The 16,478-nt window shown below is 41.8% G+C and carries 7 protein-coding genes; 6 read left to right on the forward strand and 1 reads right to left on the reverse strand.

Features of this window, described 5'->3' with window-relative positions; translation table 11 throughout:
• The first annotated feature begins 47 nt into the window (after positions 1 to 47).
• Positions 48 to 1,355, forward strand: a complete 1,308-nt coding sequence (locus IPJ09_20360; GenBank protein MBK7373745.1) for a hypothetical protein — start codon at positions 48 to 50, stop codon at positions 1,353 to 1,355.
• Positions 1,352 to 3,208: an ATP-binding protein gene (locus IPJ09_20365; protein ID MBK7373746.1), complete on the forward strand. Its 1,857-nt coding sequence runs from the start codon at positions 1,352 to 1,354 to the stop codon at positions 3,206 to 3,208. The genes IPJ09_20360 and IPJ09_20365 overlap by 4 nt, the downstream gene beginning before the upstream one ends.
• Before the next feature lie 240 nt (positions 3,209 to 3,448).
• Here the strand turns inward: IPJ09_20365 and IPJ09_20370 are convergent, their stop codons facing one another.
• Positions 3,449 to 4,414 carry a helix-turn-helix domain-containing protein gene (locus tag IPJ09_20370; GenBank protein ID MBK7373747.1) on the reverse strand — a complete coding sequence of 322 codons (966 nt, stop codon included), beginning with the start codon at positions 4,412 to 4,414 and terminating at the stop codon, positions 3,449 to 3,451.
• A gap of 150 nt (positions 4,415 to 4,564) precedes the next feature.
• Here IPJ09_20370 and IPJ09_20375 point away from each other — a divergent pair, with 150 nt between their 5' ends.
• From IPJ09_20375 to IPJ09_20390, 4 genes are read left to right on the forward strand one after another with little or no spacing between them, the layout of a single operon-like run.
• Positions 4,565 to 7,726, forward strand: a complete 3,162-nt coding sequence (locus tag IPJ09_20375; protein ID MBK7373748.1) for a TonB-dependent receptor — start codon at positions 4,565 to 4,567, stop codon at positions 7,724 to 7,726.
• A gap of 5 nt (positions 7,727 to 7,731) precedes the next feature.
• Positions 7,732 to 9,183: a RagB/SusD family nutrient uptake outer membrane protein gene (locus IPJ09_20380; protein MBK7373749.1), complete on the forward strand. Its 1,452-nt coding sequence runs from the start codon at positions 7,732 to 7,734 to the stop codon at positions 9,181 to 9,183.
• Positions 9,184 to 9,210: 27 nt separating this feature from the next.
• Positions 9,211 to 12,333: a T9SS type A sorting domain-containing protein gene (locus IPJ09_20385; GenBank protein ID MBK7373750.1), complete on the forward strand. Its 3,123-nt coding sequence runs from the start codon at positions 9,211 to 9,213 to the stop codon at positions 12,331 to 12,333.
• A 48-nt stretch (positions 12,334 to 12,381) separates the two neighbouring features.
• The gene (locus IPJ09_20390; protein MBK7373751.1) at positions 12,382 to 16,476 is read left to right on the forward strand and encodes a T9SS type A sorting domain-containing protein; all 4,095 of its coding nucleotides are present in this window, start codon (positions 12,382 to 12,384) and stop codon (positions 16,474 to 16,476) included.
• Positions 16,477 to 16,478: the final 2 nt, after the last annotated feature.

Below are 16,478 nucleotides of genomic sequence, written 5' to 3' on the forward strand. Positions count from 1 at the left end.
ATGTCCGAACCAACAGATAGCGCCAAAAAAATTTTGTCATCCAGGAGGTGACCGAAGATTCCATCAATGTACTCGTAGATGGTGTGTCGCAACAAATCCAGAAAAAGCTGGATGTCCTGCAGGAATTCATGGAAAAGCAAGCCGTCAAATCTCTGCAGTCTGCCAATAATATTTACAACATAGGCTCCATCACCAACGCCAATTTTGGCTATTTGATGGGTCAGGCCGGGCATGATAAAGCCTTGCCGCCGGTATTGGCACAAAATATAATAGGTGCTGATGATGGCTGGATTAAAAGCCTGGGGCGGGAGTTGGTCAAGCAAGGTGTATCCGTGAGCAATCAGCCGTGGGATATTTTTCAAAATTATGATTGGTTGATCCAGGCATTTTTACAAAAGATGATGAGCCCGGATGTGGGTCAGGTAAAAAATTTAAGACGCCTTTCTTTTATGGCCGAGGCTTATCAGGCTTCGCTACGATTCTTGTGTTATATCCAACTGGCCCAAATATTGCAGATAGATCCTAAACCCAAATTGGGTATTGTGTCTGACTTTATACAAATGGAGGGGGCAGAATACCTTGAATTTGATTACACCAGTTTATTATTGGTCACCACGGATGAAATCAATAAAGCCGGCCCCGGATTTATGCCGGAGATCAATGATTTTATCAAGGATCTTACAGATAAAGATCAGGATCTATTCGGTACTGCCATTTATTTACAAGACCAACGGCAAAAATTATTGAAAAATACGATTGCCGAAGATGATAAATTTCCGGCCTTGCTGGATGAGTACCTTACTGCCCTGGCTTACTGGCTGAGATGTATTTCTTTTGTGGCTAATTACAGCCTGGTGTCTATCAAAGACATCAATCTCGACTATAGGCTGGGTACAGCTAAGAATTTTATTCATCGCTACGGTGAATTGCATAGTGTGTATAACGAAGGAGGATCATCTGCTGATGGAGATTATAAAATAAAATCTATCACGGATACCTTTACTTTCAGCAAGAGTGTCTTACTGCTCAAGGGCAATAGTGTGAGCACCAGTATGGGCGATCTTAAAGACCCATCCACCGCCTTATCCCTTTCTCCTTTGGTGATCGATCAAAGCGTATATGCAGAAAAGTCGACCCAGACCCCGGAAATCTTTTATTACGCAGGCTATCTTAAAGCTAAGCGTCAATACCACTATGCACAATACAAAAACGAACTGACCTATGGTGGTAAAGGCGAGATCACATCCAATAAATACATCACGGTCGCATCACAAAACAATGATCAGTCCAAGCTGGATGATTTGTTTGAGCAATTGGAAGAAATATTTGAGCCACTAAAAATCAAAGCTTCATGAGTCTACAGGAATCACCTTTTAAATTTCTGGATTCTTATCAACAGGCTGATCATGAGGTTTTTTTTGGCAGGGAGAAAGAAACAAAAGATCTCTACAATGCAATGAGCGGTGTCAAAGTGCTTTTGGTCTATGGTCCTTCCGGCTCAGGAAAGACCAGCCTGATAGAATGCGGCTTGCGCAATCAGTTTTCTGATGCAGACTGGTATGCGCTCACTATTCGCAGAGGGTCTGATATCAATGCATCCGTTTTTTCATTTATCAATAGGGCACTGAGTCAAAAAATAGATATCAATCCGGTCACTAAAATGCCGGTAGATATTAAAATGGAATTCAGCCAGGCTGTAGAAAAATTATTTTCAGAAAGGTATCAGCCTATTTATTTATTATTTGATCAGTTTGAAGAATTATTGATTTCAGGAGACACTGAAGAAAAGAAAAAGTTTTTTACCCTACTAAATAAATTAATCCTGAATAAAGTACCCTGTAGAGTAATCATCATCATGCGGGAAGAATTTATAGGGCATCTTTCCGAGTTTGAATCGCTCTGTCCCAGTATATTTCAGCATCGCTTCAGGGTAGAAAAAATGGGGCGTAATAATGTAAAAGATGTGCTCGATCACATCCTTGCAGCTCCTGCATATCAACAATATTTTAAAGTAGAAGAAAGTCAGGTCTTTGCCGAAAGCATCCTCTCAAAACTACCGGATAAGAGCAAACAAATCGAGCTAGCACATGTACAGGTCTATTTAAGAGAACTATGGGATCGCGCTCAATCAAATAAAAAGAATGTATCAGATATACCTGTATTGAATAAGAGCCTGATCTATGATGATGATAATCTCGAAAGTGTCTTAGAGAGCTTTTTGAAAAAACAAATCCAGCAACTGGAAGGCAACTATGGAGCAAGAGTACCTCTCGAAGTATTAGCCGCTATGATCACGGATCGATCTACTAAATTACAGATCAGCGCCGATAGTTTGATAAAAGACCTGGAACATAAAAAAGTAATCAGTGAAAAACCAATACTGGATCTGTTGAACGATCTGGAGCAACGACGCATCATCAGGACGATCAAAGTCGGTGATGAAACGCAGTATGAGATCAGTCATGATGTATTGGCACTCGTAGTGGGTCAAAACAGGACGGATGAGATGAAGATGAGAGAGAAAGCAGGAGATATCTATAAAGTGTATAGTGAAAGAAAAGGCTTGTTTACGCAAGATGATATTGATTACTTAAGACCTTTCATGCCAAGTCTTGCATATCCAAGCGATTTGCAAATAAGGATCGATCAAAGCATCAGTACTATTAAAAAAGGTAGAGAAGAACAACTTTTAAAAACGAGGAAAAGACTAAGAGTTGTGTATAGCCTTTTAGGTGGAGCAATTATAGCTTTTATTTCTGCTGGGTATTTTGGATATCAAGCTGATAGCGCAAAAAAAGGTATGAAAGAACAATTAGAGAAAAATGAGGAATTTCTTGCTAAAAGTGTGGGAAAAAAATTTCAAGGCGGTATAATTTTTTATTCTGATTCTTCAAGAACTCATGGTCTTGTTGCTGCTTATTCAGATTTTGATTCTACTTATAACTGGAAAGCAGCTATGAAAATATGTGAGGATTATGTTTTTATTGAAGATGGAGTTGAATATAGGGATTGGTTTTTGCCTTCAAAGGATACATTAGGTATGTTGCGGGTTTTTAGAGATGAAGTGGGAGGCTTCAGCGAAGCTGTGTATTGGAGTTCTTCACTTGATCAATTTAAAAATGCTTTTGAATTGAATTTTGAAGATGGATTTCCGTTAAGAAGAGAGGATTCTGTACTTCGTAAAGTTCGGGCTGTTCACTCATTTTAAATTAGATATGGTTTGAAATGGAGATCAACTCCAATTTTTATAATATCGATTGTTAAAGAAGCAACACCACTGATAGAATATTAAATTTATCCAGCCATTGGAAGAACATATTATTCGTTCGATTTCGCTTATACTACTGCTTATAAAAATACAGGTGAATTTTGCGTGTTTGAATAATCTGAGGTAGTTAGTGCAGATTTGATCATTTAAATGTATTCTAATTATTTTCCACCATCCTCCTCACACATGCACCAACCTCGTCGCGTAACTCTTAGGCTTCTCACTGGATAGCGTCTGACCCTTAGATAAAGTAAATTGCATCGGTGTAACCTGTTGCGTCCAGTCAAAAGCAGTATTTATTAAATATTTTTTTCTAAATTTAGCAGGAGTGCATTGCCGGTGTTTTTTGAATAGCCTGTTGAAATTGGCGAGATTATTAAATCCGGACTTAAAACAGATCTGACCTATGGTCTCATCAGTATCCAATAAATTTTTACACGCATGACCTATCCTGATATCTATTAAAAAGGCCGTATAGCTCTTGAGAGAATATTTATTAAAAAAATGGCTGAAGCCAGAATCACTCATATTGATCAGGGAAGCTATATCACTTAATTTTAAATCTGATCTTTCAAAATTTTTCAGAATATAACTGTATGCTATGTGCAGGCGATCGCTGTGGGTGCTCAATACTTTTGTAGCAAATCCTGCATTAGATAGATAGCGGGTCTCCGTAGCATGTGCCAGGAGATCGAGCAATCTTAAAAACAAAATGACATTGATAAATCCTTTGTCTTCCGTCAGCGCTTGCATCAAGGGTATAGCTTCGGCCTGGGTCTTTCCTGAAAATTTGATGCCTTCACTTGCATTTTCCAGAAGTTTTCTAATGTTTGTAAATTGTTCTTTTTGAAAAAACTGACCACTGATCAAACCAATACCAAACTGTATGGTGATCACACGGTAAGGCTTTGATTCATCATCTCCATCCCATTTGTGATATAAGTATGGGCCTAACAAAACGAGATCTGCATCCATATATCGCTCAATAGAATCACCGACGATCCTGCTACCTGATATACCGATGATGAGGTTTAATTCGAACTCAGGATGATTGTGGATAGGGTAGTCAAAACCATTGTTGTAAGAATCTAAAACTACAAATATGTCCTGCGGTTTTAGGGGTGTGGTTTCCTGATAAATATTCATTCTTTCAAGGATCGGGTTTAGTCGAAAGACCTGATCTGATCCTTCATTATGACTAAACATTACCTAAAAGTACCGGATTATCGCTGAATAGTATCAGAATAATGAAATCACCATAGAGACCTTTAGGGGTTACAATTACTTAAAGTCATCATGTTGCCCTCTATATTAAATCTGTTTCCTATGCACAGATCAGTCTTGACAAAACAAATTGCAGCTAAATCGCGATGGACGCTTCTTATGGTTTTGTTTACTGTACAATTGGCGGTTGCACAAAAATTTCAACTGTCGGGTACTGTACTTTCAAAAGAAGATCAGCTGCCTGTGATCGGTGCTTCTATAGTTGAAAAAGGAACTCAAAACGGGACCATCACTGATATTGACGGTGCATTTGTGCTTTCGGTCAGTAGTCCTGAAGCCATCCTGCTTTTTTCTTACATTGGCTTGGAGACCATCGAAGTAAAAGTCGCCGGGCAGATGGTACTACAGGTAGTGATGTCTTCTGATATCTCTTTATTGGACGAAGTCATCGTCACAGGGTATAAAAAGGAAATTCGATCTGAAGTATCTGCAGCCATCGCTTCCATCAAGTCAAAAGATATCGACAAACTGGTCGTGCAGAGTGTAGAACAAGCTTTGCAAGGTCAGGCACCCGGGGTCATGGTGACACAATCCACAGGTGCACCGGGAGATGATATCGCAGTCAGGATTCGGGGCGCAGGCACACTGGGAAACAACAATCCACTGTATGTCATAGATGGGGTGCCAACTACAGGAAGCATCAATATGTTTGCCATCGGTGATGTCGCTTCGATAGAAATTTTAAAAGACGGCGCAGCTGCAGCTATCTATGGTTCACGGGCTGCCAATGGGGTCGTACTGATCACCACTAAAAGAGGAGCTTCAGGTCAGCCTGCATTTAGTTTTGATGTATTTACAGGATTACAGCAAGCGATCCATCTTCCTCAACTACTCCACGCCAGTGACTATCTCACTATACGCAATGAGGCTATCACCAATGCCAATACTTTAAGAGATCCGGTAAGACAAATCAAAACCTATGATCCGGCGATCCTGGATACTTTGACTGATACAGATTGGTTGAGTAAGGTATTTAGTACGGCACCTATCAGTCATTATGCTTTGACTGGTTCCGGCGGCAATGAGCATGGCAGTTTCTATTTGTCTGGTGACTATCAAACCCAGGACGGAATTTTCAGGGGACAAAAGTTTGACAAATACCAACTCCGGTTCAATGGAGATATAGGAAGTAAATATATAAGAGTAGGAAATAATTTTTCTTTTTCTCATACCGATCAGAAATTGGTCGGTTCCTCAGGCGATGGGACAGGTGCAGGCAACGAGCTCAGTGGTATTCGCTATGCACTGATCGCTGCGCCGGTTTTTTCCGGTCAATATAAGGATGGGAGTCCGGTCAAGGTCACCTCTGAATTGGGCGACCCTACATTGTTTGGTGATGGCAATGCCAATCCATTGGTTTTTATCGATAATACGGATTGGACGATCAAACGATATCGGGTGTTTGGAAATGTATTTGCAGAGATCAACCCTCTGACCGGATTAAAACTAAGAACCAGCCTGGGTGGAGATTTTTTATTTGAAAACGAAAAACTGTTCAAAGAAAGATTGTCAGATGCCATTTACAATCCGACTTCCCTCAACGAAAACAGAGTTTTTAATCAAACCTTGATCTGGAACAATACCGCTGATTATTCAAAGACGATTGGAAAACATAAAATCGCCGGATTGGTGGGCATGGAAGCCATTAAAAATCATACAGACTATCTCGGCGCCTCGGGCAATAATTTTAGAAGGACCGATCCATTATTTAGATATCTCAATGACAATCTGCCGGCAGATATCAATAATGTTGGATCCTCCGGCATCGCTACAGAATGGTCCTTATTATCCTTTTTTAGTCAACTAAGCTACGCTTATGATAGCCGCTACGTGTTGAGTGCCTCGGTGAGAAGGGATGGTTCATCACGATTTGGCCCCAACAATCGGTGGGGTACCTTTCCCTCCGTTTCAGCTGCCTGGAACATCGCCAACGAGCCTTTTTTTAAAAACATAACATTGATCTCCAGTCTCAAGTTGCGAGCGAGTTGGGGTCAGCTGGGCAACCAGGAGATCGGTGTATATCCTTATAGTTCGTTGGTGCAGACAGGGCAAAGGGTCTATTCGTTTGGCGACAAACTGGTGACAGGAGCTACCATCGAAGAGACCGGCAATAATAATGTCAAATGGGAGACTACCACCCAGTCCAATGCCGGCATGGATCTCAGCATCTGGAAAGACAGGCTGTCTATCATCACCGATGTATTCAGAAAAAAAACCAGTGATATCCTGGTCAGGGTACCTATACCCCAGGCAGGAGGATCCCAACGACCTCCTTATGTCAATGCAGGATCTGTGGAGAATAAAGGCATCGAACTGGGATTGATTTATAAAAAACACAGTAAAGTATTTAATTATGACCTGGGTGTGAACATCTCAGCGCTGCACAATTCAGTCACTTCTATCGCAGGCAGTGCACCCATCCTTGGGGGATTTGGATTGTCAGATGGCCCGCTGACCCGGACAGAAGCTGGGTATGCTATAGGTTCGTTTTATTTGTGGAAAATGGCTGGCATTTTTCAAAGTCAGGCAGAAATAGATCAAAGTCCATTTCAATCGATAGATACCAGGCCGGGTGATGTAAAATTTGAAGATTTAAATGGTGACAACAAAATAGATGATAAGGATCGAAATCATTTTGGCAAGCCATTTCCTGATTTTACCTACGGTATCAATGCCAGCTTGAGTTATAAACAATTGGATTTTTCCATCCTGGGTCAGGGCATTCAGGGCAATGATGTATATTTTCTATATGGCAATTTTGCATATGAAACACAGTCTCGTGGATTCAATTCATATGCCGATATTCTAAATCGCTGGACTCCCACCAATACCCAAACCGATATTCCGAAAGTCAGCATTGATGACCGCAATGGCAACCGGCGACCTTCGACCAGGTTTTTAGAAGATGGCTCATATTTCAGAATTCGCAACATCACCCTCGGTTATGACCTTAAAGAGATATTGAAAATAAAAGCACTCGGGGCATGCAGGATATATGTCACCGTACAGAATGCATTTACCTGGACCAAATACCCTGGGCTCGACCCTGAGATCCAGGCTAATGCCAATGATACCCAGGGGCTGGGCCTGTCTTCTGACCTTGCAGTAGGGGTCGACTGGGGGACAGTACCTGCACCCCGTACTCAAATCATAGGAATCAAATTGAATTTTTAACAAGCATGTATAGACCGCATCGATCATCAATAAAATACCTGGCCATCCTTTCTGTAGTCCTGGTAGGGACATCATGTGAGCGTATTTTAGATAAAGATCCCATCGGTATCCTCGATGCAGGATCATTTTTTCAAACCGAACAGGATGCGCTCCAAGCCGTCAATGCAGCCTATCAGCCACTGACTTTTAGCAATACCAATAATAATTTTTACTGGGCTTTTGGAGTCCTGGCGGGAGATGAAGCCATCACAGGAGGAGATGGCTCCAGGACAGGTTTGGTCGAACTCGATGCTTTGACGCATACACCCCGAACCGATGAAATCAATAGTTTTTGGGTATTGCAGTATACAGGTATCACCCAATGTAACCTTGTGCTCGATCAAATCAAAACCATCACCTTTAATAAAACTGTTCAAAATAGAATCACCGGTGAAGCGCTGTTTCTTAGAGCCTATTATTATTTTTTATTGACGCAGGTATTTGGTGATGTACCCTTGTATACGACCATTGAGACTCCTGATAGATTGAGGATACCACGCGATGGGGTTTCTGCAATCTATATTCAAATCCTCGCTGACCTGGACCTTGCAGCTACCTATCTGCCCATTCAATACGGTGCTGCCGATGTCGGGCGAGCTACTCAAGGGGCCGCCATGGCGTTGGCTGCCAAAATAAATATCTATCAAAAAAATTGGACCAAAGCACTTGAATACATTGCAAAAGTAAAATCCTTGAATGTTTACGCGCTCGTCACTGATTATGCAGATAACTTCAGAAAAAATACTCAAAACAATGCGGAGTCTGTATGGGAAATCCAGCACACCAACCTGGAACTAGGCATCGGCAATTCGATCAATCAGTGGTGGTATTCTAAAAAAATAGTAGGAGGATATGGATTTGCAGAAGTGACTGCCTCCTTCGTGGCATCTTTTGAGGTTGATGATCCAAGGCGTAAAAATACTATCGTCATGAATAACGAAGATTATTTCGGGGTAGTGTATAAAAATTCTTTTTCATCCACCCGATACAGTCCACGTAAATATTTGCAGGCGGACAGTACAGTCACTCAAAAAGCGGACGGGGATATCAATTATACAGCTATCCGATATGCAGAAGTATTGCTATGGGAGGCTGAAGCATTGACAGCACTGGATAGAACAGCCGAAGCTATCGTACCTCTTGAAGTCGTGCGTGCACGTGCGCGTAAACTGTCTGATCATCCATTGACTGCGCTGCCAAAGGTGACGACCACAGACAAACAGATCATGACAGCAGCGATCAGGCACGAACGCCAGGTAGAACTAGGATTGGAGATGCATCGATTTTTTGACCTGGTGCGGTGGGGTACGGCGTCGACTACGCTTCCAGGTTTTCAAGCCGGCAAACATGAAGTATTTCCTTTACCGCAAATAGAAATTGATTTAAATACCAAGCTAATACAAAATCCAGGGTACTGATATTATCCAAGTCTTCCAATGAATAAAATGATACGAATATTTTTTTGGCTGTTTATGGTCCTGATTATTATCCCAAGTGATACCAAAGGACAATCCGGGCAATTAAATATACCTCGTGTCGATCTTATGCCCAATCAGCCTGCACCTTATAATATGCTTCATTGGAGTCGGGTAGCACAACAATATGATTCATTTGTGTATGATGTGCAGAAGCAAGGCCAATATCTGCCATTGGTGTCTGTAGGTATGTCGGGCATTAATTATCCTTCTAATAAAACCATCCGCTTGCACTCTTATGTAGGCAGTCCGGATGGTAGTGAGGCGATCAATGTGCTGCCGTCTTTGGTGGGAGCCTCTTTAAATGGCATAAATAAAAGTAGCCAGTTTGGACAAGACTGGGTGACGATGTCCCAGGACTTTTTTAATAAGGCCAACGGAGAAAATATTTACCTCAACAATGCAGGGGCTAATAGTGGGAGTGATTGGTGGTATGATGTGATGCCCAACCTTTTTTTCTATCAGTTATTTGACCTTTATCCAGATATCAACGAAGAAGCTAAAGGACAATTCAAGATCATCGCTGATCGCTTCATCAGTTCAGTAAAGACTATGGGCGGCAGCGATACTCCCTGGAAGGTACCCAATATGAACTATCGGGCATGGAGCTTTAAAAATATGCAGGGAAATGCTCTGGGAGTCAAAGAGCCGGAAGCATCCGGCGCTTATGCATGGATATTGTACCACGCTTATAAAGCAAGTGGTGATAAAGCCTACCTCGAAGGAGCTGAATGGGCCATAGAGTTTCTTAATAATTATCCGACCAATCCATCCTACGAACTTCAATTGCCTTATGGCACCGCAGTAGCAGCAAAGATGAATGCAGAGTTGGGTACGACTTACAATATTCCTAAAATGGTCAATTGGTCATTTGACAAAGGTGCTTTGCGCAATTGGGGCACGATCGTAGGGACATGGGGAGGTTTGCATGTGTCCGGCCTAGTAGGCGAGGCCAATGATGGCGGTGATGATTACGCCTTTCAATTAAATGGAGTGCAACAGGCAGCAGCACTGGTGCCGATGGTGCGCTATGACAAAAGATTTTCTAAAGCTATTGGCAAATGGGTATTGAATCTGGCCAATGCGACAAGATTATTCTACCCTGGATATCTGCCTGCCTCCTTACAGGATGCTTCTGATTGGTCTGCACTATATGATCCAAATCAGGTGATTGGGTATGAAGCATTGCGTCAAAAACTAAATGGTTTGTCTCCGGTGTCTACCGGTGATGCACTCAAAGGTGGCTGGGCCGGCACGAACCTCTCTTTATATAGTTCCTCGTCTATTGGATATCTGGGGGCTATTGTTGAAACAACCAATGTAGAAAAAATCTTAAAACTGGATTTGCTTAAAACTGATTTTTTTCATGATACAGCTTATCCCACTTATTTATTGTACAATCCATATAGCACGGTTCAAACTGTCTTGTTGGATATTGGACCAGCAGCTAAAGATCTATATGATGCTTTGACTGAAACATTTGTTGCGAAAAATGTTACAGGCAGGACTTCTGTCCTGATACCCGGTGATCAGGCACTACAATTAGTTTTGGCTCCATCCAATGCATTGGTCAGGTACGACCACAATCTTATGCTGTTGGATGATGTAGTAGTGGATTATCGCCAAACAAATCAAACTTATACAAAACCTGTAAGAATAAAAGCATTGGCTGCATCCACGCTCATCGTTCAAGTCAATGATTCTATTGACATATATATCACCGCCGAAGACCCTGATGGAGGGATTATACTTTATGCGTGGAATGCTTCAGGTGGCTTTATTAAAGGCTCAACCGATCGCGTTCGTTGGCTGTCCCCGGCAGTTGAAGGCAAATATATAATCAAAGCCACCGTGAAGGATGATCATGGTAATCAAGTAAGTGATTCTATAGAGATGATGGTAGTAAATAGGATCAATCTCGCACCACAAATCATGGACATACAAAAAAGTGCTTTGTATACAGCCAGGCAAGGGGTGATTTTATTTACTTGTGTAGCCACAGACCCCAACCTGGATACGCTACGGTATAGCTGGACCTCGACAGGAGGAGTTTTTAATAATCCAGGCAATGCTTCTGTGCAATGGACTGCTCCAGATCTGGAAGGCATCTATACCATCACGGTAAAAACGACCGATCAGGGCAATTTATCTGATCAAATCACTTTTTCTGTTTTAGTAAAAGACTTTAAAGAAGTAGGCGGTAATCTCATCGCATACTATCCTTTTAATAATAGTGCTATGGATGTCAGTGGCCATCAATTACATGGCGAAGCCAGTGGTACGGTGTTTGTACCTGACAGAACAGGCAAAGCGCTGGCAGCTTGTTATTTTAATGGCGGATCACAGCATATAATAGTTCAAAATAATGTTTTGCTCAATAATCAAAATGCCATCTCTGCCTCTTGTTGGTTCAATGCTGTAAAACTAGGGGATAAAGAATCTTTTTTATTGTCGCATGGCAGTTGGCAAAACCGATGGAAATTATCCCTGACCACCGATAAGCGACTTCGCTGGACCATCAATACTTTAAATGGTATCGCAGATCTGGATGCGCCGGAGATATTAGCTACGGATAAATTCTATCATGTCACTGCTTGCTATGATGGTCAGACAATGACCTTGTATCTTAATGGCTCCCTGGTAGCCTATAAATCTTTAACCGGCAGTATTCGCACGACCACCCTGCCTCTATTAATGGGTCAGATGCTGCCCGATGTGGTAGAATACAATTTTAAAGGTGTGATCGACGAAGTAAAATTATTTGATTATGCTCTGACGCCGGCAGCTGCTTTGACCTTATATACCGAAAGTACGACAGCTTTAAAGAGCAGATTTCCATTAAGCGAGTTCACCTTAAAATTATCGCCAAATCCGACTTCCACTTTTTTGACTATACAATATCCTGCCGACCTTGGGACGACTGCTCATTTGTTTATCACCAACATGACAGGACAAAGTGTATTTGAAAAACATTTACCCTTTTCCCGGATTGCTTACGAAAGGTTTGATATCCACGACTATCCAGCTGGTATATACATTATTGGATGCCAGTCTGAGCAAAAAATTTATTTAGCAAAATTTATAAAATTATAACAACAGCTTTTATTCAAAAAAATATTTTATCATTTAAATCAGTCGAATATGAAACATTATATAAAAATATTATTCACACTTATGGGTGTGTGTACCCTCCTAAGCATGCAAGCTCAGGCTCCAGTACCCATAGCGCAATATTCATTTTCCGGCAACGCCTCCGATCAATCCAATAATAGAAATAATGCCAGGGTGCATGGTGCATTGCTTACACAAGACAGATTTGGCGTAGCCAATAGGGCCATGTCTTTTGATGGCAAACAAAGTGCTGTCACCGCTGCTAATTCTTCAGCACTGAATACAGCCAATGCGACGATTAGCTTTTGGGTGAAAGTCAATATGCTGCCCCTGCAGGGCGAATCTTTTTTGATGTCTTATGGAGGATGGCAGGAGCGTTGGAAAATATCGTTGCCTCCCCACGGCAAGCCAGTCTTTACTACCAACAGTGTGGGTGGCATTAAAGATATGGACAGTGATTCTGCCGCCTTGCCGCTAGGGGTATGGAAACAAGTCGTGATGACGCACGATGGAGTCAAGAATAATATCTATATCGATGGAGTACTAAAAAATAGTATTACTGCCACTGGTGCTTTGAATAATACATCCCAACCCCTTGGCATAGGATATGACCCGATAGACAATACAAATTATTTTAATGGTGCACTGGACGAGGTCATGATTTTTGATGTGGCATTGACGAATGCACAAGTAGCTGCATTATTTGCTTTGCAAAACACAGGCCCGATGTTTGGTGAGGGTTTGTCAGCTAATTATGCATTCAATGGATCTGGATTAGACTCATCTATTAATATGAATCACGCTCAATTATCCAGTGTCAAAGCGACCACTGATCGATTTGGATATGGCTACCAGGCTTATGAGTTTAATGGGACTTCTTCTTCTATGACTGCGCCTAATACTTCTGCACTCAATGCACCTTATAGTACCATAAGTTTTTGGGTAAAGGTAAAGGCCTTGCCACTCAATGGAGAGTCATTTTTAATATCGAATGGAGGATGGCAACAACGATTAAAAATTTCACTGCCTGGTCATGGCAAGCCTGTGTTTACTACTAACAATTCCAGTGGTATCTCCGATATGGATGCAGGAGAAGGCAATGTACTCCCTATTGGTGTATGGACACATGTAGTTATGACTCACGATGGAACAAATGATAAAATATTTTTCAATGGAATAAAAAAAGCAGAAAAAGCTGTCACCGGTACTTTGCAAAGCACGATGAGCCCGTTGGGTATAGGATTTGACCCGATTGATAAAGGGAGTTATTTTAATGGGTCTTTAGATGAAATACAAATCTACAACCATGCATTGAGCGAAGCTGAGATCAATACCTTGTATCTGGCTCAATCAAAATTTCCAGGAGTCGTCTCAGACCTGGTCGCAGACTTTAAACTCGACGGCAATGGCAAGGATGATTCTCAGTTTGGCAATCATGCTGTAGGAAATATTTCTTCTGCGTCAAATAGATTTAATTTGGGCGCCCATGCTGCAAGATTTGAGGGATCAGATTCATTGATGGCGTCCAATTCAGTAGCATATCAATCTGATAATACGACCGTGAGTTTTTGGGTAAAGGTCAAGGAGCTCCCTGCGCAAGGTGAAGTATTCGTGCTATCTCATGGCGGTTGGCAGGAACGATGGAAGATTTCATTGCCTGGTCATGGCAAGCCTGTATTCACTACCAATAGTGTTGGAGGCATCAAAGACATGGATACAGATTCTGTACCATTGCCATTAAATGCATGGCGGCACGTAGCAGTAGTACATGACGGTGCGACAAATAAAATATTTATCAATGGCGCATTAAAAAACAGTATCGTTGCTACCGGGGCTTTAAACAAGACTGATCGTCCACTGGGTGTTGGGTTTAATCTAATAGATGGTGGAGGCAATTTTATTGGTGACCTTGATGATCTGCAAATCTATAACAGGGCATTGTCCGGCGCAGAGATTGATAGTTTGTATGGTGCACAAAATCAGGCTCCGGCTGCCACAGGACCCCTGGTCGCTTATTATCCTTTTAGCAATAACGCCAACGATATTACACCGTATGCCAATACTGCTAAGATCGAAGGTGCCGTTCCGGGACCAGATCGATTCAAAAAAGCCAATAAATCCTATTCCTTCAACAATAGCAAAATCACGGCTGCCAATTCTCCGCAATTGAATTCGCCTATGACCTCTGTAAGTTTTTGGGTAAAAGTAAATCAACTGCCGGCACAAGGCGAGGTGTACCTTTTATCACATGGTGGCTGGCAGCAACGCTGGAAGATATCACTGCCTGGTCATGGTAAGCCTGTCTTTACAACCAATGCTACCGGCGGTATCAAAGACATGGACTCAGATTCAGTTCCCTTGCCGATAGGTGTTTGGAGACATGTTGTGATGACGCATGATACAGTCAATGATAAAATCTACATCAATGGTTTGCTCAAAAAGAGTAATCCCGCTCCGGGAGCATTGAACAGCACGACAAGCCCTCTGGGTATAGGATATGATCCCATCGATGTGACCAACTATTTCAATGGATCACTGGACGAAGTTCAGATTTATAATGTAGCCTTATCCGGAGATGAGGTAGCTGCATTGTATTTACTTCAAAGTGCTGCCCCAGCCGAGGTAGATACCATTGCACCTTCTGTGCCACTCAACCTGGCTGCCTCTGTAGCTTTTACGGAAGTAGCCTTATCGTGGTTGCCATCTACAGACAACCTAGGTGTGACGGGGTACAATGTGTACAAAAGCGATACACTTATGACCAGTGTCTCAAGCACCAATGCTTTACTTAAAGGTTTGCGGGCTAATACGAAGTTCCAATTTGGAGTATCTGCCTTTGATGCTGCCGGAAATGAATCCCAAAAATCTACGCTGGAAGTGACTTCAGGCCAGGAACAATCAAAAGACACCATTCCTCCTACTGATCCTACGAACCTGATCGCTGATGCAGGATCTAATTCGGTACAATTGTCCTGGACTGCATCCACTGATAATCGGGGAGTAGTAGCTTATGTAGTATTGCTCGATGGAGTCATTATTGATACGGTATTGACCCCGACGGTCAATAAATTTGTAAGTGGACTTAAATCCAATACTGCTTATACTTTCGAAGTGTATGCGTACGATGCTGCTGGAAACAATTCCGGCAAAGCTGAAAATACTATTAATACAAAAAATGAAGTCAATACCGGTGAAGCAGGTTTGGTAGCGTCCTATCCTTTTGATGACAATGCTAATGATGCAACACCTTATGCCAATCATGGCGTGATCGGAGGTAATCCTACTTTTATAGTGCATGCGGGCCTGGGAGGTAAGGCTATAAAATTTGATGGTGACAAAGATTCGGTATTTGTAAAGAACGCAGTACAATTAATTTCTGATTATACCACATTCAGTTTTTGGGTTAGAGTGGATAGCATCAATATCATCAATGCAGAATCTTATATCATTGATTTTGGAAATTATGATCAGCGACTCAAGATATCTATACCTCAACATACAAAGATCGTATTCACTACCAATAGCAAGAATGCACAATTTACCAATGCTATTTCGGATATGGATAGTGGAGATGGCAACGAACTGGTCAAAGGCATCTGGTGGTATGTAACCATGGTACACGACGGTACTAATGATATCATTTATGTTAATGGTATCGAAGCTAAACGCAAGCCTGCTGCAGGCACTTTAAACAGTACTGCGCTGCCGCTGATATTTGGTAACAATGGAAGTAATGGAGGTCAATATTTTAACGGTGCACTGGATAATTTAAAAATTTACAACAAGGCATTGACAGCTGATGAGGTAAAAAAATTATTTACTTCAGGTACCACGCCGACCAATGATCAATCCTCCGCTGCATTATTAACGGTTGTTAAGGGTTTATACCCCAATCCTGCATTAAGTACGTTGACAGTACATCACGCATTTACAGGCAAGGAAGATGTGATGGTGAGAGTATTTGACATGCTGGGGCGTCAAGTAGATGCCATTCATTTTGTCAAAAACCAAATGCCAGCCGGCTATTTTTCTTTGAATGTCGGACAGTATACACCAGGCAATTATTTGATAAATTTTGTCCGGGATGGGAGCAGCCTGGGTACGATGAAATTCATCAAGCAATAGAA

The sequence above is a fragment of the Saprospiraceae bacterium genome (assembly GCA_016709995.1).
Lineage (GTDB): Bacteria > Bacteroidota > Bacteroidia > Chitinophagales > Saprospiraceae > JADJLQ01.

What these genes read in the sequence shown, in the direction of transcription:
- IPJ09_20370 (MBK7373747.1), bottom strand. Translation starts at nt 4,414, where the DNA reads ATGAATATTTATCAGGAAACCACACCCCTAAAACCGCAGGACATATTT.
- IPJ09_20365 (MBK7373746.1), top strand. Translation starts at nt 1,352, where the DNA reads ATGAGTCTACAGGAATCACCTTTTAAATTTCTGGATTCTTATCAACAG.
- IPJ09_20375 (MBK7373748.1), top strand. Translation starts at nt 4,565, where the DNA reads ATGTTGCCCTCTATATTAAATCTGTTTCCTATGCACAGATCAGTCTTG.
- IPJ09_20385 (MBK7373750.1), top strand. Translation starts at nt 9,211, where the DNA reads ATGATACGAATATTTTTTTGGCTGTTTATGGTCCTGATTATTATCCCA.
- IPJ09_20380 (MBK7373749.1), top strand. Translation starts at nt 7,732, where the DNA reads ATGTATAGACCGCATCGATCATCAATAAAATACCTGGCCATCCTTTCT.
- IPJ09_20390 (MBK7373751.1), top strand. Translation starts at nt 12,382, where the DNA reads ATGAAACATTATATAAAAATATTATTCACACTTATGGGTGTGTGTACC.